Here is a 24,029-nt window from a genome sequence, read left to right as displayed (position 1 = left end):
TCTGCCCATTATTATAACACGCATTACCTGCTCCGTCGTTGCCTAATCATTCCTGATCTTCTAGAGTGCTAAGAACTCGCCATGGAAAATAGTTAAGCGCATAAAACCAAAAAAAGCCTCTATTTAGGTAACCACCTAAAGAGACTTTTTTTGGTTTTGCCCATTAAGGATACAAACGATTTAACAAACGCGGGAATGGAATCGACTCACGAACGTGTTCTACTCCAGAGAGCCACGCTACTGTACGCTCTAATCCAAGACCAAATCCTGAATGTGGAACGGAACCGTATTTACGTAAATCTAAATACCATTGATACGTATCAAGTGACAAGTTGTGCTCGTTAATACGCTGTTCTAGTAATTCATATGAGTGAATACGCTCTGATCCTCCGATAATTTCACCGTATCCTTCAGGAGCGATCAAGTCTGCACATAAAACGACATCCTCGCGATTCGCATCTGGCTGCATGTAGAAAGGTTTCAACGATGTAGGGTAATGCGTGATGAACACTGGCTTATCATAATATTCTGCAATGGCCGTTTCATGCGGTGCGCCAAAGTCATCTCCCCATTTAATATCATCAAATCCTTTTTCATGTAAGAACGTAATCGCATCATCATAAGAGATACGCGGGAAAGGAGCTTGTACTTTTTCAAGTTTTTCTGTATCTCGTCCTAATGTCTTAAGCTCAAGCTGGCAGTTTTCCAGTACTGACTTAGCTAAGTATGAAACATATTGTTCTTGAATTTCAAGACTTTCATCAAATTCAACAAATGCCATCTCAGGCTCAATCATCCAAAATTCAATCAGATGACGACGTGTTTTTGATTTTTCAGCTCGGAATGTCGGGCCAAATGAAAAGACACGTCCAAGTGCCATAGCGGCAGCTTCCATATATAATTGACCGCTTTGAGATAAATAAGCATCTTCATCAAAATATTTCGTTGCAAACAATTCCGTTGTACCCTCAGGAGCGCTTCCTGTTAAAATCGGCGGATCGACTTTTGCAAAATCATTTTGATTGAAGAATTCATATGTAGCACGAATAATTTCATTACGCACCTTCATTACTGCATGCTGGCGCTTTGAACGAAGCCATAGATGGCGGTGGTCCATTAAAAATTCTGTGCCATGCTCTTTTGGCGTAATTGGGTAATCAGTAGCTTCGTGAATCACTTCTACTTTCGTGACTGTTAATTCATAACCAGACGGAGCACGATCATCAGCACGTACCGTTCCCGTTACATATAATGAGCTTTCCTGCGTTAAGTTCTTAGCAGCTTGAAATGCTTCTTCGCCTACTTCCGCTTTGACGACAACACCTTGAATAAAACCAGTTCCATCACGCAGTTGTAAAAAAGCTATCTTACCGCTTGAACGTTTATTAGCAAGCCAAGCACCGATTGTTACTTCTTGCTCGACATAATTTCCAACCTTGGCGATTGTTGTTTTCACATTATTCCCTCCATCACTAACAAATGCTATTGAGACATCAATGCTCATTATACCCTTCTTAGAAATTTGAAGTCAACGACTAAGCGACCGTAAGCTCCATTTCATGTAAAAAAAGCTAAGCCCTCTTGCTTTGAATACAAGAGGGCCGAATGAAGAGCTGGGTTTATTTTGTTTTTGCACGAACAAATCGCTCAATACGAATTAATGCTTCTTCTAAAGCTTCAAGTGAGGTCGCATACGATAAGCGGACATTATGTGGTGCTCCAAAGCCAGAACCAGGAACTAATGCTACTTTTTCTTCTGCTAATAAGGCTTCTACCCACTTATCGACATCGTCATACCCATTTAACTTAGCCGCCTCGCTTACATTTGGAAACAGGTAAAATGCTCCTTTAGGTTTAACACAAGACACTCCAGGGATGGCAACAAGCTTTTCATACACTTTGTTAAGACGGTCTTCAAAAGCAGAACGCATCACTTCTACAGATCCATCATCTTCTGTGTAAGCCGCAATCGCACCGTACTGTGCACTTGTTGTCGGGTTTGATGTGCTATGGCTTGCTAGGTTCGTCATCGCTTTAATAAGTTCTGCAGGACCTGCTGCATAGCCAATTCTCCACCCTGTCATAGAATGTGATTTAGAAACCCCATTTACAACAACCGTTTGTCTCTTCAACTCATCAGAAACTTCAGCAATCGATGTATGAGTTACTTCACCATAAACAAGCTTCTCATAAATTTCATCAGATACAATTAGAATGTCATGCTTTAAGCAAACATCTCCAAGCTGCTTTAATTCCTCTTTTGAATAAAGAGAGCCTGTTGGGTTTGATGGAGAGTTAATAATAACCGCTTTTGTTTTCGGTGTAATAACTGCTTCTAACTGCTCTGCCGTTATTTTAAAATCATTACTTTCAAGTCCCTCTACATAGACTGGTTCACCGCCTGCAAGCTTCACTTGTTCAGGATAGCTCACCCAATAAGGTGTAGGAATAATAACTTCATCCGCTTCGTCTAAAAGTGCCTGGAACAACGTGTAAAGAATATGTTTAGCACCAGTTCCTACAATAATTTCACTCGGTGCATAATCTAAGCCTTGGTCTTCTTTAAACTTTTCAATAACAGCTTTTTTTAAAGCAGGCAGACCGCCTGATGGCGTATATTTTGTGTGCCCTTCTTCCATGGAGCGAACCGCTGCATCGATTATGTACTGTGGCGTATTAAAGTCAGGCTCACCCGCTCCTAGACCAATGACATCATGTCCTTGTTCTTTTAGTTCTTTTGCTTTTGCAGTAATGGCTAGTGTTGTCGATGGTGTTAATGCAGAAACTCTTTGTGCTAATTTCATGTTCTTAATGTCAACTCCCTTATCATGACTATATATAACTATAGTGTGTACACTCAGTTGAATCAAGTGTAGATTCAGAAAAGACAAACGATTAAAGAAATTTATTTATCTTTAATATATTATCTATTTATATTTCGAATGCTGTATCTTTTTAGAAAGGACCCGTCTTCAAACGTTAGATAATAATACCCTGTTCGAGCATTTTGGTCATTGTACATCACTTCATACACAGGAACCCCTCGTGTATAGCCGAGACGAATTTTCTCAATTTTCCTATCTGGTAATTCGCGTTGGGCAATCTCCATCGCTTGATCATAAGAAATTCCATCCGCTCGTTTCAGCTCATGAACAGTTTCTAGGTCATCACCAACAAAAACGATCATTTCGTCATTGTCATCATTAGTACCGGTCAAAACATAATATGCTTCTGTACCATGGTAGTAGTGGGCTCCTTCAACTGTTTGAAGATGCTGATTAGAGAGCGCCAAATCTTTCGCTTCATTATAGCTTTCAACGAGCGGTGCGCGGATAATGTGATAGGCATATGCACTTGTACCAACAAGAGCTAAAAAGCCTACAACCAGTCCCGTAAATATAATCTTTTTCATTAACATTCACCTATTTCATTAAGCTTGCCTACGTTCTATAAATTGTGAACACCATTTGCTCTTCATTTTTATCATCTAATGATAAACCAAACATTAAATCCTGTTCTTTCAGCGTGCGATTGAGAGAATCGACAATTTTGTATAAATCACTCGCTTTTTGCACTCTGACCGTGGATAATACTTCCATTTTTTTACCCATTCTTTCTCCTCCAATTTTTAAATCCTTTTTCTCAAATGACATCCTTTTTGCTCAACTTTTACTAGTCATAAGCACGTTCTGTTTTGCCATACTATAAGTAAGCTAAAGAAAGGGGGCGCATAGATGATGCACCAACCATCAAAGACCGCCTCTTCATTTCAAAAGCAAAAGGAAAGCATTTCTTTTGTTGGACGCAGCGGACTTGATTGGCATCAGCTGTTTCCCATTTCGATTCGTCAAACTGAATTCCCTGCCTTTTTCGAAAAAAAGCAGACAACCAAAGAATAACACGAAAGCTAGAAAACAAAAATACAATTTTATCTAGTTCACACCTCACGATCCTGCGCTCAAATAGTGCAGGATTTTAAATGTATGATCTAACCCTTTGATAATGCTCATTCGCTTCAAATTTAATCTTTTCTTCATCTAACGTTAGCAGCTCTTTGTTTCTCATTAAAGGCAAGCCATCCACGTATACATCCGTGATATCTGAGCTTTTTGCTGCATACACGATATGCGAATCACGGTTAGACGCAGGCTGCATGTGGGCTCCATGTGAATCGATGATCATAAAATCAGCTTTATATCCTGTTTTAATTTCGCCTGTCTTATCATGCTCCAATAATTGTGCCCCGTTTTTAGTCGCCATCTTAATCGCCACCTCAGCAGGTATTAAAATTGGATCCTCGGCAATTCCTTTATGAATAAATGCAGCCATTCTCATTTCTTCGATCATATCAAGTGTGTTATTTGAAGCAACACTATCGGTGCCAATCCCTATTTCCACCCCTTTTTGCAGCATTTCTGCAATAGGTGCTACACCTGACCCCAGCTTCAAATTAGAAATCGGGTTGTGGCTGATACCGGCTTTATATTCGGCTAATAGGTCGATATGTTCCTCGTTTAGATGTACGCCGTGGGCAAATAACCATCTAGCCTCATTTAAGAAGCCCAGCTTCTCTAAGTGTTCAAGCGGGTGATGATGATACTGTTGAATATGTTCTCGGACCTCTTTTCTCGTCTCTGCCAAATGCATATGTATTGGGAGATCCAGCTTTATAGCTTCTTCAACAATCATTTCGATAAATTCCGGCGGGCAGGTGTAGGGAGCATGAGGAGCAAGCATCGTTTGGATGCGAGAATCTGCTCCTTTGTGCCACGTCTTTGCAAATTCAACTGCCTCTAAAAGCTTTTCTTTCTGTTCCTCTTTAGAACACAAACCAATCATTGAGCGCATTAATGTTGCGCGCATGCCTGCATCGGTTATATCTTGGGCAAATTCATGCATAAATAAGTGATACATCTCAAGAAATGTCGTTGTTCCGGATCGAATCATCTCAACCATTGCTAAGCCACGTGCTGCTTTTGTTGCCTCCAGGTCCAGCTTCCCCTCAAAAGGCCACATTTTTTCTTTTAGCCACTGATCAAGCGGCAGGTCATCTGAATATCCCCGCAAAAGGGACATTCCGGCATGCCCGTGGGTATTGACTAACCCCGGACACACCCACTTACCGCGGCCGTTAATCACTTCACCTGCCTCAGTTAATTCTTTTTCACTCGGTTTACCGTCTGCAATTTTCTTAAATACTCCCTCATTTATGATGATATAGCCATCTTCAATCCAATTAGAACTTTTCTCGTCGGTTCTAATCGAAACAGTATGTATTAAAATCGACATGATCTCACCCACCTTCCTTTTCACTGGAAATGTCTTACGATTATTTTTTTAAAAGCGTATTGTTAACAGCTCATAATCAGTTTCATTTACTTTGATTAGAATTGTGCCATGCTGTTTTGTCTCGTATGTGTCGATCCAGGTTTCCTGCAGTCTCTCACGAACACTGGCACTAACGGTATGATCATGCAAATTAAAAATAACCGCTACCTCAGGATCTGATGAGACAAGGAAATCTTCCCCCGTCCCTTTCTCCGTCCCATACTCGGCTACCTTTAACACATTCACCGTTGATAAGTCTTTAGTCATCCATTCTTTTTCTAATTCAAGGGAGGCTTCATTCGCTAAAAATAATCGGTGCCCGCAGCCAATATCTACATCTAAGTTTAAAGCAGGCATCATAGAGCTCGTACTTTTCATGACAGAAAATTGTAAGGCTGGATGAGGCTGATATAGTCCTTCTTCCTCCCAGCTGATGATATCAATTTTATACTCTTGATAAGACTCAGAGAACCATTTTAACCCTTGATCAGGAACGATGATTTGTTCTACCTTCCTCTCATCAAGCAGCCTGCTCACTCCGCCCATATATGTATCCTCTAACTTGGGCAATATAAGCTGGTTAATGACTGTAATGCCTAAACGCGTTAATCTCTCGGACAGTTCATCAAATGACGCTTCACTGCCCGTCCCTATTAACACAGTAAATTCATCATTCGTATGAAAAAGCGCCGATTCCCCTTCTGGAAGATCAAAGAATAAAATCGACACGTCATCTTCTTCCTCTTTAAGAATGGTTCGAATATCTATATCAGAAGAAGCCCTAATGAACAACGGACTTGACCCAAAAACCACTACCAAGATTATTGCAGCTATAAGCACTTTCCATTTATGCACCTTGATCTACCTCCACCATCAGTATACTAAAAACGACAAAATTAAATGGCTGTAACTAAACTCCGCCTGAATAGTATGCGAAGGTCAGGGAGAAGATATAAGTTGCTTGTTCAATTGACTTAAACTGTGTAAAAATGCTCAAAAGCCGATGTATTACCTGTGTGCAGGCGCTATAAGAAATCTTCGTAACGATCGAGTAACACTTCGAGTTTATGCTCGTCTACTGGAACATCAGGCAGTGATTTAATAAATTGACTTCCATATCTTGTCGTTGAAATTCGGCGGTCTAGTACAAATACGCTTCCTTTGTCTTCTTTCGTACGAATTAAACGGCCGAACCCTTGTTTAAATCGAATAATAGCTTGCGGCAAAGATACATCCATAAAAGGGCTTTTCCCCGCTTCTTTTGCCCGTTCAAGCTGTGCTTGCAGCAAAGGTTGATCAGGCGGCGAGAACGGCAGGCGAACGATCACAAGACTTGTTAGTTCATCTCCCGGTAAGTCAATCCCTTCCCAGAAACTGCTCGTCCCAAAAAGAATGGCTTCCTCAGCCTGTTTGAAGCTTTTAATCAGTTTAGCGCGAGATCCGCTGGTGATCCCCTGACCAATTAAAGGCATCGGTTCATACTCACTTAAATCTTTAATATAGTCATACACCATCTTTAACATCTCATAGGAGGTAAATAAAACAAGCATTTTACCCCGCTTTCTCTCAGCAATCCGCCATACTTTGATTGCTGCATCCATTGCAAATTGCTTTTCTCCTACCTCTTTAATTGCAGGCATATCTTTTGGAATCAACAGTCTCGCTTGATCTTTATAAGAAAAAGGCGATTCAATCGTATACACTTTCGCACCGAAATCTTCTAATCCAAGCTGTTCGAGCTGATAATCAAACGATCCGTTTATTGATAAGGTAGCCGATGTTAGTACAACGCTTTTTTTCTTTGCAAAAAACTGATCTGCCAGTCTGTCGGCTACTTGGATTGGTTTACTGTAAATAAATGTAGCATTCCTAGCTCCTCTAGGTTCTATTTCAATCCAATAAACAAATTCCGGGTCTGCTTCGAGTAATAACTCGTACAAGTACTGCTCTTCTTCCATTAATGCATCTACTAGTCGTTCCGAATCGGTCACTAGCCCATGGTCAACATAGCTTATCTGATCCTTTATATCAAGAAATTGCTTTATTAATGTATCAAAACGAATTCGGATATCTTTAGCGAACATATGAACACGCATCGTACATTCTAAAATGGCATTCCATGAGCTTCCAGATTCATCAAAGCTCCTATATCTGTAACTTATACGCCCTATATCTGAGGCGCCAGTCTTTCTTTTATATGTTACATAGTCATTCAGCATTCGAAACAATTCATCTATTTCATCTTTAATTGCGGTAAGTGAAATTATTAATTCATCATGAATTTGTTTGCTGCTTATTCCGTATTCCTCTAAAATTCGGCTTAGATGCGGTTGAATGCCATGGTCGTGATCGAGTCCTATTCGCTGAAGTAAATAAGAAAAGGTCACATAATCTGCTTTCATCCCTAAATGTTCGCTTGCAGCTTCTACTAAATGATGGGCTTCATCTATAACCGCATGGGAATAACTTGGCAGTAAAGCTTGGTCATGAACAAGGTCAGTTAAGAGCAGAGCATGATTGGTAATAACAAGGTGAGCCTCTCTCGCTCTTCTTCTAGCCCGGTGATAGAAGCATCGCGAAAACCACGGACTGAACTTTCCTAAGTCAGACTTCGCATCGCTTTGCACTTCAAACCAAAATCCTCTGCCGCCAGATGATAAGTTAAGCTCCTCTACATCCCCGTAATCCGTCTCAGTCAGCCAAACAAGAATTTGAGCCTTCATCAGCCTGACATCATACGTATCATCAGAGATCGTTCTAAGAGACTGCTCAAACTTACGTAAACAAAGGTAGTGACTGCGCCCTTTTAGTAAAGCTACGTCTACTGGAAATGGAAGTAGGCGCTCAAGCAGCGGCAAATCACGCATGAGCAGCTGATCTTGAAGCGGGATGGTTTGGGTCGAGATGACGACCGCCTGATCTGTCTCATGTGCATACAATACAGCCGGCAGTAAATAAGCAAGGGATTTTCCTGTTCCCGTTCCTGCTTCAATTAACACATGCTCATTATGATGAAACGCATGGTCAACCTTGTCCATCATCCTTACTTGACCTTCTCTTGTTTCATATTTTGTAAAAGCTTCTTTAAGTCCTTTATCCGCAGAAAAAAGTTCAGACCTAAATTCACTAAACGTGCCTTTAAATGATTCAGGTGCTGGTTCATTATCATGCTCAGGCTGCTTTTTTAGGGCAAGCTGACGATAGCAGTCAAACTCTTGCGCATCATTCACGCCCAACATGACCTTCTCTTGAATAAAAGCTGAAATCATCGGCTCTAAGCTGCTTCTAAAATACCTGACAATAGGAATGAGCTGCTCAAGGGTTAAGAGAGGAAGACCTTTTAGTTTATTTAATAAATATAGAAAAATTTCTGCTGTTACTTCCGCATCACTATCGGCTTGATGAGGACGATCATGCGAAAGCCCTAAGCTGAACGCTAAATGTCCGAGCTTATAACTTTCTTCTTTAGGCAACAACATTCGAGACAGTTCCACTGTGTCGTAGCATTTCATTTTTGGGAACTTCTCACCAATTAATTCAAATTGATTTTTTAAAAAGGATAAATCAAACGGAACATTATGCGCCACAAATCCAACATTTTCAAATAAAGGAAGCAGCTCTACAGCCAATTCCTTAAACGTTGGTGCATGTTCAACCATCGCTTGATTAATACCTGTTAATTCCTCGATAAAAGGAGGAATCTCCACTTCTGGATTAACAAAAGAAGCAAAACGTTCTATGATTTCCCCGTTTTCGATGACCACTGCTCCTATTTGAATGATGCGATCACCCTTTGCTACTGAATGACCTGTTGTTTCTACATCTACGACTATAAAGCGATCGTTCATGTTTCACCTCTAACCTTACCTAACATCTCACATCTCTAATTGTTTTTTCATTTTGGTTTATTCATTTTGCTTTATTTCAATTAAGGCGATTCAATCGAATTATTTCAATTAAGTTGAAAGTGAGTTGATAGTTCCTCTGATTGTGCATGCGGCCAGTGTGCAATCAGCCAGCGAACTGATTGAGCGATCGACTCATCATCATTTCCTGATTGGTTAAGTTCTGTAAATAATTCAATCGCATGTTCATACTCCTCGATAAGAGCATAATTCCACGCTAGCCCATGCCTTGTTTCAATTGTACGTCTGCCTAACGATTCGAGACGCTTATAACAGTGAATCGCCATTTGATGATGACCATGCCACTCACTCACTTTAGCAAAAGCAAGAAGAGCCTCATCTGTGTAAAGTAAGCATAAGGCACTTAAAAAACAGTTCCAAGCTTCTCTTTTATATCCCGATTCAATCAAGCAGCACCCTAAGAAGAAATAAGCTTCACCGTCTTCTTCTAATTCTTTAATCGTTTCTTTAAAATAATGAGCGGCCTGACTATACTCTTTCTTCACATAATGACATACTCCTAAATTATACACAACATCCATACTCGTTGTAAGTTCATTCGCTTTTTCAAAGGAGTAAATAGCTTGGTCAAAATCCTCAAGCTGAGTGTACAGACACCCTAAACCTACATACGCAAAATGTGAAATGACAGCAGGTGCTTTTGATTGAATCAAATACAAAAACGTTTCAATCGCCTTTGTGTATGCCTCTGTATATAAAAAGGAGTATCCTAAATAAAGCAGTCTCACATCATTCGCTTCACCGCTTGCCTCTTCAGTTAAAAATGCCGCGCTTGCTTGTTCAAACATTTCTAATGTGAAAAAGCTTGTTCCTCGGCTTTCATAACTTGGAACTTCTGCTGCACCCTCTTTTTTTTGTTTGAGGTCAATTAATTTTTCCTCCATGTCACTCCATGATTCTAATAATGACTGCGCTGCTTCTTCTAGGAAATGCAGCTGCTCTTCTTTTTCTTTAGCTGAAAATAAATGCCAGTTTTTATGCGCGGCCGTATACAGCTGATCCCACTGGTGAATAAATTCACTCATAAAAAAACCCCTCCTCTCGTTGTCACTCCTCTTGCTCAGTGTTCAACGAATAGGAGGGGAATATGCGATCTACATAACGGTAGAAGCTGGTTCTGTCCCTAACATTTCAACAATTTGATTAGTCTCATCCATTATCGCCACTCTTGGCGTATGTGTGGCAGCTTTTGATTCTTCCACCATCACATAAGATAAAATAATAACGACATCATCTTTTTGAACGAGTCTAGCCGCGGCACCGTTCAGGCAAATGACTTTACTGCCGCGAGGGCCTTTAATGACATAAGTTTCAAATCTGGCTCCATTATTATTATTAACAATTTGTACTTTTTCATTTTCAAGAATATCCACAGCATCCATAATGTCCTCATCAATGGTAATGCTTCCTACATAATTCAAATTAGATTCTGTCACACGAGCTCGGTGAATTTTTGCTTTCATCATCGTACGGTACATGGTTTATTCTCCTTTTGATACAATAATATTATCGATTAAACGTGCATGTTTAAACGTATAGGCGACGGCCAATAGGATCGTCTTATCTTTTTCAGTAACAGGCATAAGTTTCGGATACGTCAGCAATTCGACATAGTCCATTTTCGCATGCTGTAGGGAGTTTAATTCCTTTTTGACAAATTGCACGATCTCACTTGGACTCAGCTCGCCTTCTTTTATGAGACTGCGCGCCTGTGTAAGCACCTGATAGATAAGAGGGGCTTCTTGCCTCTCTTCGTCTGTTAAATAAACATTTCGAGAACTTTTAGCAAGGCCGTCTTCTTCTCTGACAGTAGGGCATGGGATTACTTCAACCGGAATATTAAACATATCCACCATATTAGTGATAATCGCGACTTGCTGAGCATCCTTTTGCCCGAAATAAGCTTGATCAGGCTGAACAAGCATGAACAGCTTCATCACAACAGTCGTCACCCCGTCAAAATGACCCGGACGGCTTTTACCGCATAACACATTCACTCCTTCTGTCACGTGAATGGTCATTGATGGATCTGCCGGGTACATTTCCTTTGTGTCTGGATAAAATAAAAGATCCACACCGAGCTCTTTTGCTATGTTTTCATCACGGACAAAATCTCTAGGGTAACGCTCTAAGTCCTCATTCGGTCCAAACTGCAGCGGATTCACAAAGATACTCAGCACGACAATATCATGTTGACGTCTAGCTTCTTCGATCAAGCTCATATGACCTTCATGCAAATAACCCATCGTTGGAACAAACCCAATGGACTGCTGCTTACGTTTGACAGCTGTTATTTCTTCTCTTAACGCATTAATTGTCTTAACAACTCTCATTCTCTTCCACCATACAATCCTGCGAGCACTTCTTCATTCATTGTAAATCGGTGTTTATTTTCAGGAAACTGTCTGGACTTCACATCATGCACATACCGGTCCACTGCTTCTTGGATGACGTCAGATACATTTGCATACGTTTTCACAAATTTCGGTACATGAGCCGAACCATAGCCAATTACATCATGATACACAAGAACCTGTCCGTCTGTATCAACACCAGCACCTATGCCAATCACAGGAATCGATAGTTCTTCTGAAATAAGGGCTGCAAGTGAATCTGGTACACACTCAAGGACCAAAGCAAACGCACCAGCAGCTTCTAGCGCATGAGCATCCTCTCTAAGAGCACGGGCATCTTCTAGCTCTTTTCCTTGCACCTTGTATCCACCCATCACAGCCACCGATTGAGGTGTTAACCCTAAATGACCCACAACCGGGACTCCAGCGGTCGTTAATTTAGCGATCGTCTCAATCACTTCTCCTGCCCCTTCAAGCTTAATTGCATTTGCCCCAGCTTCTTGCATTAGGCGCTTTGCATTGGCAAACGTTTCAGTGAGATCTGCATGATAGGATAAATACGGGAGATCAGTGACGACAAACGTATTTCTTGCCCCGCGCTTTACGGCTTTTGTATGCAGAACCATATCATCTACAGTCACTGGAATCGTTGAATCGTAACCTAAAACCACCATTCCAAGCGAGTCTCCGACTAAAATCATGTCCACTTCTGCTTGTTCTAGATGCTTAGCAGAAGGAGCATCGTAAGCCGTCATCATCGTTATTTTTTCTTTTTCCCGCTTCATTTTCTTAAATGTTGCTGTCGTTTTCATCATCTTCCTCCTTTTTATAGAGGAGGGATGTTAAGCAATGAATTTCCACAAAAAAATCCTTCTCCCATTTATGGAAGAAGGATTTTGCTCACAGGAAATACATGCGGACAAAGCTATGAAAAACAAGCGATGTACACATATTGCATATCAATCCCTCTGTCCTAGTCCTTTTGGGATCAAGGCAGAACTAATTTTTTCTACTTTCACTTTTATAGGTGCTGTTCCTAAGATACAGCCCATATGTTGAGTATAGCAGAAATTTGTTACTTAGAGGGATCAATTTCAATATCAGCTGAATAGATATGATGAGTTTTGCCGGATTCATCCTCCACAAGCAGTACACCGTCATCTGTAATGCCTTTTGCATAGCCGTAAATAACGTCTTTTATCATCCTGGCATAAATATATGTGCCTACACTAATGGAATAAGATTCCCATAACGGACGAATCGATTGAAATCCATTTTCTAAATATTCTTCGTACAGTTCTTCAAATTCCAAGAGGATATCTGCAATCAAACGAGCTCGATCAACAGGCTCACCGGATGCACCGTCTTTTTCAAGGTATAATGAAGTGGCAAGATGAGCAATGTCCTCCCCGAAATCTTCTGAAGTTTGGTTGACATTAAGACCAATGCCGATAATAACTGAATGAACAAGATCAGGATCAGCTTGCATTTCTGTTAATATTCCTACAAGTTTTTTCCCCTTTAATAAAATATCATTCGGCCATTTGATTTCGCATTGCAGACCTGTATTTTTCTTGATTGCCTGTACAACTGCGACAGCGGCAAGCAATGTTAACTGCGGCGTTTTTTGAGGCGGAAGGGGCGGCCTTAAGATCATACTCATTGAAATGCTTGTGTTACTTCTTGAATGCCAAACCCTTCCTAACCGACCTTTTCCTTTTGTCTGCTCATTCGCTACAACAACATGTCCTTCTCCGGCCCCGTCTTGAGCCAATTTATGTGCAATTTGCTGAGTTGACTCTGTTGCATCAAAATAGGTGAGCTCACGGCCTAAAAACTTGGTCGTTAAATACTGCTTAATTTCATGAGTATGAATGCCATTTGCCCTCATCACCATCCGGTACCCTTTTCGTGGTGCCGAATCAAGCTGATAGCCATTTTTTCTAAGTTCTTCGATATGCTTCCAAACAGCTGTACGTGAACAACCAAGCTCTTGACTAATTTTCTCGCCCGAAATATATTCACCTTGGTGATCTTGAAATATTTTTAATAATTGTTCTTTCATGTTTGCTCACCCCTCTCCTGTATTACTTGTTACAATTGCTTGTAACAACGTATCTTTTTCGTTAGGAAGGTCTCCTGTTGCGACCTGTTCTTCTACCCACAAAAGAGCTTCGCCTAGCCATGGACCTGCTTCACGCTTAAAATGTCGAAGCAGATCAGTACCTGTAACCGCTAAATCATTTTTCGATTTAATAGGAAGCTGCTCCCAAATAGTTAAAATCTCCTCTTTAGCTATATAAGATTCATTGGTAAGCTCCCTCACACGCTCCACATCTAATGCAACTTCAATCGACGCACGATACAGGGAAAGAGCTTCCCATGAATGATTGTTTCTATAAGAAAAAGCAGCCAGACGGTTTCGTACATCTTTTGTTAATTGATTGGAAAATAAGAACCCCTTCAAATGACCTTCGCTCGTTAGACCCATGCTCAAGCAAATGAAGGTCCAGACTACTTCTTCTTTTTCATTCATTAAAACAGGAAGTTCTCTTAAAAAACTGATCGCTTTTTTATCTAATTGAGGAAGACCGCAATGTTTGTAGAGTCCTGATGATGCAAGTTCTTTAAGTGCTGTATGTTTAAATGGACCAGAAACGAGCTTATAAAATTCCTTAGAAATCCGCTCCATTGCTACTCGGCTTAACGTTTCTGCTTGATACCTAATGATCTCACCAAGGTTCTCTGCAACCTTAAACCCTAAATCACTTGAAAAACGATAGGCTCTTAGCATCCGAAGAGGATCCTCAGACATTCTTGCTGCAGGATTATGTGAGCGAATAACCTGATTTTTAATATCAGATTGTCCATCTAATGGATCGAATAACTGCCCTTTCTTATCAAGTGCTATGCTATTGATTGTAAAATCCCTCATCAAGAGATCCTCTTCTATGCTTTTCCCTCTTTGGGTAGTCACTTCAAACAAGCAGCCTGAGTGACGAACAATCACGGTTTGGTGCTGATTGTTCATTGAAAATGTTTTGGAAAATACCGTACTTATCTCTTCTGGAGTAGCTTCAGTGACAATATCAATATCCGTTATCGGCCTTTTGCATAACAAATCACGAACGGCTCCTCCAACTATATAAGCCAGAAACCCCCGCTCGTGTAATTGAGAGAGGACAGGCTCCGCCCCATCAATCATTTTCTGATTATGGCGTTCTACTTCAACTGTCTTCATCAATATCCTGCTCCAATACCTCACGATAAATCGCCTCATACTGCTCGACAATACCGTGCGAGTGAAACGTTGTACGTACAGTCTCTTCGGCACCTCTAGCTAAACGTGCATGGAGCTTATCATCTTTTAATAGATGAATGGCTGCCTGCGCTACGCACTCAACATTTCCAACTTCACATAGATAGCCGTTCTCCCCGTCTGTGATAACTTCAGGAATACCGCCAATGTTTGTACCGATGACAGGTACCCCGCAGGCCATTGCTTCAAGTGCGACTAATCCGAAGCTTTCTTTTTCACTTAGTAATAATTTAAGATCACTCATCGATAATAATTCGGCGATATGCTTTTGGTTCCCTAAAAACAACACACGATCTTCTAAATCAAGATCTCTAACAAGTTCACGCGCAACCGTTAGTTCGGGACCATTTCCGATCAGCATGAGCTTTGAAGGTACTTCTTTTTGAATCAGAGAAAAGCTTCTCACCACATCACAAACGCGCTTCACTCCGCGAAAATTAGAAATGTGGATTAATACTTTCTCCTCATCCGTTATTCCGTAATGAGAACGAAGCCCGCTGACATCTGACTTTCTGTATACTCTTTCATCAATAAAATTATAAACGGTGTCAATCGGTTTAGACGTATGGACTAATTCATGTGTTTGTTTGGCTAAATCATTTGATACCGCTGTTACTCGATCTGATTGTTCAATCCCAAAACGAATCAATTCACGCAAAGATGGATCGTACCCTAAGACGGTTATATCCGTTCCATGAAGTGTCGTCACAATCTTAAAATCATGATCGCTCATTTGTCTTGCTAAAATCGCGCAGATCGCGTGGGGAACCGCATAATGAACATGAATCAAATCAAGTTTTTGTCGTTTAGCTACTTCAGCCATCTTACTTGCTAGAGTGAGGTCGTAAGGAGGGTATTGAAAAACAGAATACTGGTTCACTTCGACTTCATGATAGTAAATATTCGGATACACTCGATCTAAGCGAAAAGGAACACTAGACGTAATAAAATGAACTTCATGTCCTCTTTCGGCAAGCAACTTGCCAAGCTCAGTCGCAATGACGCCTGACCCCCCTACGGTAGGGTAACAGCTGATTCCTATTTTTAGTTTCATATTTTTTTCTCCGTTTGTTTAATCTCTGTTTACTCAATCTAGTTTACTCATTATCCGTCAAGTAATTGTTTGACAAGCAGAGGTTTCGTTGTTTTAAAGCCTTCTGCATACTCCACACCGGCTTCACTGCCATATAACTGTTCACGTGCAGCTACTCTTGTTATGTATCCATTTGTTAAAGGAGTATCTACTGAATCAGTTCCTTTTTCAAACTGACTTCTATAAGCTGATAACGCTTCTTGCTTTTCTTTTATGACAGAAGATACATCAATGATAAAATCCGGTTTCACGTACGCATTAATCATATAGAGGTGAAACTCTTCTACTTTATGAGCCAGGTGACCTTCTGCACACTTATAGTTTCTGATTCCGCTGTTAAATAACGCTTCTTGAATCAGCGTTTTCGCCATGCCGTGATCAGGGTGCCGATCGATAGGATAAGGTGCAAAGACAAGCCTTGGTTTTGTTCTTCTTATGAGAGATACCACTTCCCTAAGCTGATCGCTCGTATAAAAAGAAAGCCCTCTATCTGGCAAATCAAGCTGATACCGTTCTGAAACACCAAGAATAGCTGCCGCTCTCTCTGCTTCCTCTTGCCTAATGGCGGGAGTGCCATTTGATGATAGTTCCGCTCTTGTCAAATTGCAGATCCCGATTTTAAAGCCTTGTTTTGCATATAGAGCGATGGTGCCGGCCATCCCGATTTCAACGTCATCAGGATGCGCTCCGAATGCTAATAGATCTAACTTACTCATGATCTGATCCCTTTTGGTGGAACACTTCTCTCCACTTCAGGTCCCCGCGCTCTAACCCTTTTATCAACACTTCTGCCGTACCAAGATTCGTTGCCAGCGGAACATTTTGTACATCACATAATCGCACTAGCGCAGAAACATCTGGTTCGTGAGGCTGTGCAGTCAAAGGATCACGGAAGAAGACGATTAAATCAAATTTATTCTCAGCGACAAGAGCACCAATCTGTTGATCGCCGCCAAGCGGTCCAGATTTAAAACGAGTGACAGATAAGTCTGTTGCTTCCATAATTCGTGTGCCAGTTGTACCTGTCCCGTAAAGTTCATGCTTAGATAAAATTTGTTCAAAAGCAATCGCAAACTGTACCATTTGATCTTTCTTTTTATCATGGGCAATTAAAGCAATCCTCATCTTCCTCACTCCTTATTCGATAATGTTTTCAAGGCCATACACTAGCGTATCAATCGATAGAACGGTTTCAACTGCTAGTCTGACACCTGGCATAAAGGATGCTCTGTTCATAGAGTCATGACGAATGGTTAAGGTCTGCCCTTCTCCTCCAAAAATCACCTCTTGGTGGGCAACTAGGCCAGGAAGGCGGACACTATGAATTTTCATGCCTTCAAAATCAGCCCCGCGTGCGCCTTTTAGTTCCTCGTGTTCATCAGGGTGCCCTTGTACTTTTGCTTCTCGCACCTCAGAAATCAATTGTGCCGTTTTAATCGCTGTACCAGACGGCGCATCCAATTTACGGTCGTGATGACGTTCGATAATTTCAACATCGGGAAGGAATTTAGCTGCCATTTGTGAAAATTTCATCATTAGAATTGCACCAATTGCAAAGTTAGGAGCAATGATCGCACCTAAGTTTTTGTTCTCTGCGATGGTTCTAAGTGTTTCAATATCCTCATCAGAAAATCCTGTTGTCCCAACAACTGGTCTAACACCGTGATTAAAAGCGATTTCCATATGCTTACGACCAAATGCCGGTGATGTTAAATCAATTAACACATCCACCTCATGCTCGCTAAAACAGCGGTCCATATCTGTATAAACCGGAATATCTAAGGCCGGCATACCATCTAGATCAGCCACTCTCATCCCGTCATGCTTAGAATCGACAACGGCCTTTAACGTAAAATGATCTGTATCAGTCACCATGCGAACGGCTTCACGTCCCATGTTTCCTCTCGGTCCTGCAATCACAATATTTACATTTTCGTATGTGTTATTCATCTTTTTATCCACTCCGTTTTTTCTATTTAATAGGTTGTCATTTTGTTGGTTTTGGTTTCAGCTTTAATCGTCTATCTTTGTCCAGCGGTCTTTATCCCGGCTTTCGAACTTATCCATCACTAAATGAAACGCTTCTTCTAAATCAATATGTAAGGAATTTGCAAAACAAATGAGCACAAATAAAATGTCACCCATTTCTTGTTCCATTGTTTTTTCTTCTTCATCTGATTTTTTGGGTTTCTCACCGTAATAATGATTGACCTCACGGGAGAGCTCACCTACTTCTTCTGTCATCCGTGCAAGCATGGCAAGCGGGCTGAAGTAGCCTTCTTTAAACTGTCCGATAAATTGATCAACTTCTTCTTGCATGTCTTTCATCGATTTATGAGAGTTACGGTCTGTTTGACCAGCCTCCAGGCGTTGTTCTCTGTCCATTTTTCCCACCTCACAGTCTTCCACTATCCATGTTAGCGAATCTAGAACGATTTGACAAATCTTATTCGCTTCATTGCTCTTCTTTGTTCGCTTCTATATAATAATCATGCATTGATTTCATCAAAATATAGGAAGAAAGCTGAAGGGAGGATTTTAATTGCCTTATCGTGTTAAATTTAAAAATGTGCTCCTTATTTTACTTGGAAGTGCGATCTTATCTTTTGGACTTGTTTATTTTAATATGGAAAATAACTTGGCAGATGGCGGATTTACGGGGATCACCTTAATTTTGTACTTTATTTTTGCTTTCAATCCGGCGATCTCTAATTTGCTGCTCAATATTCCGCTCTTTTTTATCGGGTGGAAGATTCTAGGTAAGACGACGTTCATTTATACAATCATCGGAACCGTCGGAGTCTCGATCTTTTTAGAGATTTTTCAACGATATACTGTTGTTTATATTCCCCTGCATGATGATATGACACTCGCTGCTTTATTTGCAGGTGTTTTTATTGGAGTCGGGCTTGGAATTGTGTTCAGATACGGCGGGACTACAGGCGGAGTTGATATTATCGCAAAGCTCGGGTTTAAGTATTTAGGCTGGAGTATGGGGAAAACAATGTTTATGTTCGATGCTGTCGTTATTGCCTCTTCTCTCATTTATTTAAATTACCGAGAAGCTATGTACACACTGCTTGCTGTATTTGTGGCAGCGAAAGTGATCGATTTCATCCAGCAAGGAGCATATTCTGCTAAAGCATGCTTTATTATTTCTGATTCAACAAGCGAGATTGCGGATGCCATTATGAAGGAAATGGACCGCGGGGCGACGTTACTAAAAGGACAGGGAAGTTTTACTAGAACGGAGCGCGAAGTACTCTACTGCGTTGTCGGACGAAATGAATTAATTCGTCTCAAAACCTTAGTAGAGAAAATTGACCCGCATGCCTTTGTAACGGTAAATGACGTCCAGGATGTGATTGGTGAAGGCTTCACCTTAGATGAGAATAAAAAACCAATCGGCATATAAAAAACCTCCGGGATATTTTAAATCCCGGAGGTTTCCTTTATTAATCGTCGTTGTTCATTCCAATGTACATTAAAATAAAACGAGCAAGCTCAAGAAGGGCAACAAGTGCACCAGCTACATACGTTAATGCAGCAGCATTTAACACTTTACGTGTTTCGCGCTCTTCGTCATTACGAATCACGCCAACTGATACCACTTGTTCCATCGCACGGCTTGATGCGTTAAATTCAACTGGCAATGTAACCACTTGGAATAAAACAGCAGCAGCCATGAAGATGATCCCGAGCAGCAACAGGTTAGATGCACCCATTAGGATACCTGCTAGGATTAAGAAAAATGAAATGTTTGATCCAAATCCAGCAATCGGAACTAATGCATGACGGAAACGCAAGAAAGCATAATCCTCTGCATCCTGCATCGCATGACCTACCTCATGGGCAGCAACGGCAGCTCCTGCAACGGAATTGCCATGATAGTTCTCGCTAGATAAGCGTACGACCTTTGAACGAGGATCGTAATGGTCTGTCAGTTGACCTCGTACTTCTTCGATACGGACATCATACAAACCATTATCGTCTAAAATTTTTCTTGCTACCTGTGCTCCAGTCATCCCGGAAGACGATTGAACTTTAGAGTACTTTTTGTAAGCACTCTTTACTTTCATCTGCGCCCAAATTGGAATGATCAGAAGTAAAATAAAATAAATCAGAAAACCCATTCGTATGTCTCACCTCTGCGTTAGTCTAGTTACCATTAAGTCTAAGTAAAACATCAAACAAAGTCAAACAAAATACCCATCCGAACCGCTTGCGGGAAACGAATTTAAATTATTTTCACAGCTTTGACACATTATTCTTTCATTCGAACTTTGCCCTTCTCCGCACGGTATTTCTTTACTCCAACATACGAAAGGGACAACACAATCATACCGCCGATCGTGATCATAACCCATAGCAAGGAAGGATCGGCACTGTCTTCTTTTACCCGTTCAAATACTTTCGCAAAATCTGCTTCCATCATTTCAATATGTGCCGTTAACTTATCACTGTTTAAGCCATCAACTCGAAGGTTATCTAAGTACGTAACTTGAGATTCAACTTGCTGCAGCAAATGCGGTTCAAGATCAATCATTAATGCCGGGCGAATCATTTGATAATGCCTTAAGAACGTGTTCATTCGATGCTGCATCGCCTCTGGCTGTCCATTTTGATGCTCTTGTTTAATGAGAGCTAACTGATTTAGAAGCGTTTCTTCAGACTGAAGCCATAATGGATGATGCTCACTTGAGAGCGCATCTACAGCAAGCCTGAATGTCGTAACCGTATAAATTCTCTCATCAAGAGGCTTTTCTGCCGCAGTCACCGCTTCTACCGATTGTTCAAACGTCATCGTGATCGTACGCATCTCATTCATCGTAAACCCTTCTGCTTTAAAATCAAGCTGAATGAATCCGTCAGAAAAGTAATCAAGCAGCTGCTTCGCTTCTTCAAATTTCTCCTGCTTCACTAGCTGCAAAACGTGATCTGTCGTTTGATTGAGCTCTTTCCATGTATGTTGTCCATTCACTTCCGTTGCATACCCATATTCTGCCGTTGACATATATAAACAAATACAAAAAATAAATATAAAGACCTGACGCATGTTTGTCCCTCCTTCTTTTTTCATCTTATGAAGGCTAGGACAAGAGTAGACCACAAAAAAAGAGAGACTCATTGTCTCTCTAAAGGATATTCAGCTTATACGTCTTGTTTCTAATGCAGAGCACATATACCGTAAAGAGTGAAAACACGCTCAGCCAGAATGTGAAGTAGCCGATTTCTGTAATATATGGCATTAAATAAGGATGCAGACCTGGATGCATCATATACACATAATCAATCACATCATTGTGAAGCGTCCAGAGAGCAACGACAATTAAATGCCATGGCTTGATTCTAAAATAAGGTGCGTAGATAACTGCTTGTAGAGCCATCCCAGCATGTGAAGCAATCAGCATATAATTTGTCCAATGAGGAGTCGCTCCCACTGCAAACGAGGCAAGATTCATCACAACAGCCCAAATCCCGTATTTAATTAACGTCACCGCTGCTAATGCTTCTATTAAAGGGAGGTTCTTTTTCATTAGAAAAGCAATCAAGACGATCACAAAAAATAGACTCGCCGTTGGACTGTCAGGTACGAACAGCAAAAAATGAGCAGGCGTACGTTCAAGCTGATTGGCATACCACATATACCCATAAATCGTCCCAGGTATATTAATAATCAACATTAAAATGATTGTAAGCCTGTGACCGAATAAAGTAAGGATTTGTGTTTTCACTTTTAGTAGTCCTTTCTCTATTTCTTTAATAAAAAGATGAAAAAATCTCTAAGTAAAGATCATATGTAAGAAAAAAGCTGACTGTAACAGTCAGCTTTCTTAAAAAGGTATGTTTTATTCTTCAGGGTTTCCGTGAGCAGCTATGTATTCAGCAAGAATTTCTAGCTCCTCATCCGTACCTTCGAATAATCCGCCAGGCATTGCACCTTGACCGTTGATGATAACATCCATAACTTCTTCAGCAGATTTCTCTGTCTCTAGAAGTGAAGGACCGCCTGATCCTCCGGCCATTGTGTCACCATGACAACCGATACATGATTGGTTGCCAGTATAGATAGCATAGCCTTCGGCCTCGGTATCTATATCGCCTTCTTCAGCAATCGCACCTTGCTCAGCTGCTGCTTCCCAGTCATGCTGGTCAACAGACTCCCAAGTTAAGTAGATTGTTGCAATAATTGCAAGCATCATCATACCTGAAGCGATCGGACGCTTTAATGGACGACGCTCTTTACCAGTATCTAACCACGGAGCGATTAATAACGCACCGAACGCTAAACCTGGAATTACTACAGCTCCGATTACGTTAAAGTCACCAGAAGCATATTGGTATTTAAGTAATTGATACATGAACAAGAAATACCAGTCAGGTAATGGAATATATCCAGCATCTGTTGGGTCAGCCATACGCTCTAGAGGAGCCGGGTGAGCAACAGTTAAACAAAGATAACCCATTAAGAAGACCGCACCAACCATCCACTCTTTTAAGAGGAAGTTCGGCCAGAACGCTTCTGTTTTACCTGGATACTCTGAGTAGTCTTTTGGAATATTCGGTTTGCGGTTGTTTGCCTTGACACGAGAGTCGCCGACAAACTGCATTCCTTTACCACGTTCCATCTCGTTCCCTCCTTTTTATTTTTCAGTTAGAGGGTGTCTAAAAGATCAATCATTATTAAGCTTTCAAACACTCCATTAAATCTTACAATGGACCAGAAATACCTTGTTTACGGATCATGTAGAAGTGAGCCGCTAGTAAACCAAGTAAGGCACCTGGTAAGAAGAATACGTGAATCGCGAAGAAACGTGCTAGTGTAGCAGCCCCGATTACTTCCCCGCCGGCAAGCAATGTTTTCGCAAATCCACCAATGAGTGGAACACTCTCAGCAATTTGCAGACCTACAACAGTCGCAAAGTATGCTTTCATATCCCATGGTAATAAGTAACCTGTGAAACCTAAACCAAGCATAACGAAGAAAATAAGTACACCGACAACCCAGTTTAATTCACGAGGCTTCTTATATGAACCGGTAAAGAATACCCGCAACGTGTGTAAAAACATCATAACAATAACCAAACTAGCTCCCCAGTGGTGCATCCCACGTACGATAACACCGAAAGCTACTTCGTTTTGTAAGTAAGCTACTGATTGATAAGCGTTGATAATATCCGGTACATAATACATCGTTAGGAACATACCTGATAAAATCTGAATGACTGTAACGAAGAAAGTTAATCCACCAAAACAGTATACGAACGCAGAGAAATGGTGAGCAGGGTTAACATGCTCAGGCACTTCGTGGTCAGCAATATCGCGCCACATAGGCGTAATATCAAGACGCTCATCAACATAGTCGTAAATTTTTTGAAGCATCGATTACGCCCCTCCTTATGTTCGCTGATTAATTTGACCTAAGTATACTTTTCCATCCTCTACCATCACATCATACACATCAAGTGGACGCTGAGGCGGTGTACCAGGCACATTGATACCGTCTTTTTCAAACATACCAAAGTGACATGGGCAATAGAAACGCTCAGGATGATCATCATTCGAACCGTATGATACCGTACAGCCTAAATGCGTACATGTTGGTGAAAGCGCTGTTACCTCATCCCCACGGATAAAGATATACGCTTCACGTGTTACTTCCGATTCATACCACGCATCTTGCTGCTCAAAGCTGAAAGCAAACTTTTGTGGTTCCTCTGTCAATTCTTCAAGATAACATACAGGCTGATATTCAGATTCAGTTCCAGCTTTCAAAGCAGGATCAAGGGCAAAGCGTGCCATTGGCATCAGCATTCCCGCAGCCATGAAGCCGCCAACACCTGTAAGCGTGTACGTTAAAAATTGTCGTCGTGAAACTTTGTGCTCTTTTTCGCTCACTAGTTTTCCCCCCCTACACTATAAAATAAGACCCATAACGGGCACAGTTAAACACATATAATACTAGGACATACCCATGATAGCTTAATGACCTAGCGGTGTCAATTGTT

General features: G+C 41.0%; 26 protein-coding genes. 2 read left to right on the top strand and 24 right to left on the bottom strand.

Going from position 1 to position 24,029, the window contains the following annotated elements; translation table 11 throughout:
* Window positions 1–163: 163 nt before the first annotated feature.
* The 4 genes from asnS to PQ478_RS07850 all read right to left on the bottom strand — a co-directional run bounded on the left by asnS (window position 164) and on the right by PQ478_RS07850 (window position 3,611).
* Complete coding sequence (asnS, locus tag PQ478_RS07865; RefSeq protein ID WP_289236952.1) at window positions 164–1,456, bottom strand: asparagine--tRNA ligase; 1,293 nt, start codon at window positions 1,454–1,456, stop codon at window positions 164–166.
* Window positions 1,457–1,619: 163 nt separating this feature from the next.
* Window positions 1,620–2,804 (bottom strand): pyridoxal phosphate-dependent aminotransferase, encoded by a 1,185-nt coding sequence (locus tag PQ478_RS07860; protein WP_012958541.1) that lies wholly within the window; start codon window positions 2,802–2,804, stop codon window positions 1,620–1,622.
* Between the two features lie 119 nt (window positions 2,805–2,923).
* Complete coding sequence (locus PQ478_RS07855) at window positions 2,924–3,412, bottom strand: cell wall elongation regulator TseB-like domain-containing protein (protein WP_012958540.1); 489 nt, start codon at window positions 3,410–3,412, stop codon at window positions 2,924–2,926.
* A gap of 28 nt (window positions 3,413–3,440) precedes the next feature.
* Complete coding sequence (locus tag PQ478_RS07850) at window positions 3,441–3,611, bottom strand: YpmA family protein (protein ID WP_289236380.1); 171 nt, start codon at window positions 3,609–3,611, stop codon at window positions 3,441–3,443.
* 123 nt (window positions 3,612–3,734) lie between these two features.
* Between PQ478_RS07850 and PQ478_RS07845 the strand changes: the two genes are divergently transcribed.
* Window positions 3,735–3,899, top strand: a complete 165-nt coding sequence (locus PQ478_RS07845; protein ID WP_012958538.1) for a hypothetical protein — start codon at window positions 3,735–3,737, stop codon at window positions 3,897–3,899.
* Between the two features lie 76 nt (window positions 3,900–3,975).
* On the opposite strand, the gene PQ478_RS07840 is transcribed toward PQ478_RS07845, so the two are convergent.
* The 14 genes from PQ478_RS07840 to PQ478_RS07775 form a co-directional block, all read right to left on the bottom strand.
* Window positions 3,976–5,289 (bottom strand): amidohydrolase, encoded by a 1,314-nt coding sequence (locus PQ478_RS07840; protein WP_012958537.1) that lies wholly within the window; start codon window positions 5,287–5,289, stop codon window positions 3,976–3,978.
* Between the two features lie 48 nt (window positions 5,290–5,337).
* Window positions 5,338–6,183: a ComEC/Rec2 family competence protein gene (locus PQ478_RS07835; protein WP_012958536.1), complete on the bottom strand. Its 846-nt coding sequence runs from the start codon at window positions 6,181–6,183 to the stop codon at window positions 5,338–5,340.
* Between the two features lie 170 nt (window positions 6,184–6,353).
* Window positions 6,354–9,176 (bottom strand): ATP-dependent DNA helicase DinG, encoded by a 2,823-nt coding sequence (gene dinG / locus PQ478_RS07830; protein ID WP_289236379.1) that lies wholly within the window; start codon window positions 9,174–9,176, stop codon window positions 6,354–6,356.
* A 104-nt stretch (window positions 9,177–9,280) separates the two neighbouring features.
* Window positions 9,281–10,279 carry a tetratricopeptide repeat protein gene (locus PQ478_RS07825; RefSeq protein WP_289236378.1) on the bottom strand — a complete coding sequence of 333 codons (999 nt, stop codon included), beginning with the start codon at window positions 10,277–10,279 and terminating at the stop codon, window positions 9,281–9,283.
* A gap of 69 nt (window positions 10,280–10,348) precedes the next feature.
* Complete coding sequence (gene panD / locus PQ478_RS07820; RefSeq protein ID WP_012958533.1) at window positions 10,349–10,732, bottom strand: aspartate 1-decarboxylase; 384 nt, start codon at window positions 10,730–10,732, stop codon at window positions 10,349–10,351.
* Between the two features lie 3 nt (window positions 10,733–10,735).
* Window positions 10,736–11,587, bottom strand: coding sequence for a pantoate--beta-alanine ligase (panC, locus tag PQ478_RS07815; protein WP_289236377.1), 852 nt, complete (start codon window positions 11,585–11,587; stop codon window positions 10,736–10,738).
* The gene (panB, locus tag PQ478_RS07810; protein ID WP_289236951.1) at window positions 11,584–12,420 is read right to left on the bottom strand and encodes a 3-methyl-2-oxobutanoate hydroxymethyltransferase; all 837 of its coding nucleotides are present in this window, start codon (window positions 12,418–12,420) and stop codon (window positions 11,584–11,586) included. The genes panC and panB overlap by 4 nt, the downstream gene beginning before the upstream one ends.
* A 263-nt stretch (window positions 12,421–12,683) precedes the next feature.
* Window positions 12,684–13,673: a biotin--[acetyl-CoA-carboxylase] ligase gene (locus PQ478_RS07805; protein ID WP_289236376.1), complete on the bottom strand. Its 990-nt coding sequence runs from the start codon at window positions 13,671–13,673 to the stop codon at window positions 12,684–12,686.
* A 6-nt stretch (window positions 13,674–13,679) separates the two neighbouring features.
* Window positions 13,680–14,849 (bottom strand): CCA tRNA nucleotidyltransferase, encoded by a 1,170-nt coding sequence (locus tag PQ478_RS07800; RefSeq protein ID WP_289236375.1) that lies wholly within the window; start codon window positions 14,847–14,849, stop codon window positions 13,680–13,682.
* Window positions 14,836–15,981, bottom strand: a complete 1,146-nt coding sequence (bshA, locus tag PQ478_RS07795; RefSeq protein WP_012958527.1) for an N-acetyl-alpha-D-glucosaminyl L-malate synthase BshA — start codon at window positions 15,979–15,981, stop codon at window positions 14,836–14,838. Before bshA ends, PQ478_RS07800 begins: the two co-directional genes overlap by 14 nt.
* Window positions 15,982–16,031: 50 nt before the next feature.
* Window positions 16,032–16,736: a bacillithiol biosynthesis deacetylase BshB1 gene (bshB1, locus tag PQ478_RS07790; RefSeq protein ID WP_012958526.1), complete on the bottom strand. Its 705-nt coding sequence runs from the start codon at window positions 16,734–16,736 to the stop codon at window positions 16,032–16,034.
* Window positions 16,729–17,145 carry a methylglyoxal synthase gene (gene mgsA, locus PQ478_RS07785; protein ID WP_012958525.1) on the bottom strand — a complete coding sequence of 139 codons (417 nt, stop codon included), beginning with the start codon at window positions 17,143–17,145 and terminating at the stop codon, window positions 16,729–16,731. Before mgsA ends, bshB1 begins: the two co-directional genes overlap by 8 nt.
* A gap of 12 nt (window positions 17,146–17,157) precedes the next feature.
* Window positions 17,158–17,970 (bottom strand): 4-hydroxy-tetrahydrodipicolinate reductase, encoded by an 813-nt coding sequence (dapB, locus tag PQ478_RS07780; protein ID WP_289236374.1) that lies wholly within the window; start codon window positions 17,968–17,970, stop codon window positions 17,158–17,160.
* Between the two features lie 63 nt (window positions 17,971–18,033).
* The gene (locus tag PQ478_RS07775; RefSeq protein WP_012958523.1) at window positions 18,034–18,405 is read right to left on the bottom strand and encodes a nucleotide pyrophosphohydrolase; all 372 of its coding nucleotides are present in this window, start codon (window positions 18,403–18,405) and stop codon (window positions 18,034–18,036) included.
* Between the two features lie 157 nt (window positions 18,406–18,562).
* On the opposite strand from PQ478_RS07775, the gene PQ478_RS07770 reads away from it, so the two are divergent.
* On the top strand, window positions 18,563–19,435 hold the full coding sequence (locus PQ478_RS07770; RefSeq protein ID WP_012958522.1) for a YitT family protein: 873 nt from the start codon (window positions 18,563–18,565) through the stop codon (window positions 19,433–19,435).
* Window positions 19,436–19,475: 40 nt separating this feature from the next.
* On the opposite strand, the gene PQ478_RS07765 is transcribed toward PQ478_RS07770, so the two are convergent.
* From PQ478_RS07765 to PQ478_RS07740, 6 genes are all read right to left on the bottom strand, one after another.
* Window positions 19,476–20,153, bottom strand: a complete 678-nt coding sequence (locus tag PQ478_RS07765) for a zinc metallopeptidase (protein WP_012958521.1) — start codon at window positions 20,151–20,153, stop codon at window positions 19,476–19,478.
* A 131-nt stretch (window positions 20,154–20,284) separates the two neighbouring features.
* Window positions 20,285–21,076, bottom strand: a complete 792-nt coding sequence (gene ypjB, locus PQ478_RS07760; protein WP_289236373.1) for a sporulation protein YpjB — start codon at window positions 21,074–21,076, stop codon at window positions 20,285–20,287.
* A 79-nt stretch (window positions 21,077–21,155) separates the two neighbouring features.
* Window positions 21,156–21,755 (bottom strand): lipoprotein heptaprenylglyceryl N-acetyltransferase LhaT, encoded by a 600-nt coding sequence (lhaT, locus tag PQ478_RS07755; protein ID WP_289236372.1) that lies wholly within the window; start codon window positions 21,753–21,755, stop codon window positions 21,156–21,158.
* A gap of 114 nt (window positions 21,756–21,869) precedes the next feature.
* Window positions 21,870–22,649, bottom strand: a complete 780-nt coding sequence (locus PQ478_RS07750; RefSeq protein ID WP_022627173.1) for a menaquinol-cytochrome c reductase cytochrome b/c subunit — start codon at window positions 22,647–22,649, stop codon at window positions 21,870–21,872.
* A gap of 82 nt (window positions 22,650–22,731) precedes the next feature.
* Window positions 22,732–23,403, bottom strand: a complete 672-nt coding sequence (gene qcrB, locus PQ478_RS07745) for a menaquinol-cytochrome c reductase cytochrome b subunit (protein ID WP_012958517.1) — start codon at window positions 23,401–23,403, stop codon at window positions 22,732–22,734.
* A 15-nt stretch (window positions 23,404–23,418) separates the two neighbouring features.
* The gene (locus tag PQ478_RS07740) at window positions 23,419–23,919 is read right to left on the bottom strand and encodes a Rieske (2Fe-2S) protein (protein WP_012958516.1); all 501 of its coding nucleotides are present in this window, start codon (window positions 23,917–23,919) and stop codon (window positions 23,419–23,421) included.
* Window positions 23,920–24,029: the final 110 nt, after the last annotated feature.

The organism is Alkalihalophilus pseudofirmus (assembly GCF_029094545.1).
In the GTDB taxonomy this organism is placed as follows: domain Bacteria; phylum Bacillota; class Bacilli; order Bacillales; family Bacillaceae_D; genus Alkalihalophilus; species Alkalihalophilus pseudofirmus.
This window is presented reverse-complemented; position numbering and strand designations above follow the sequence as displayed.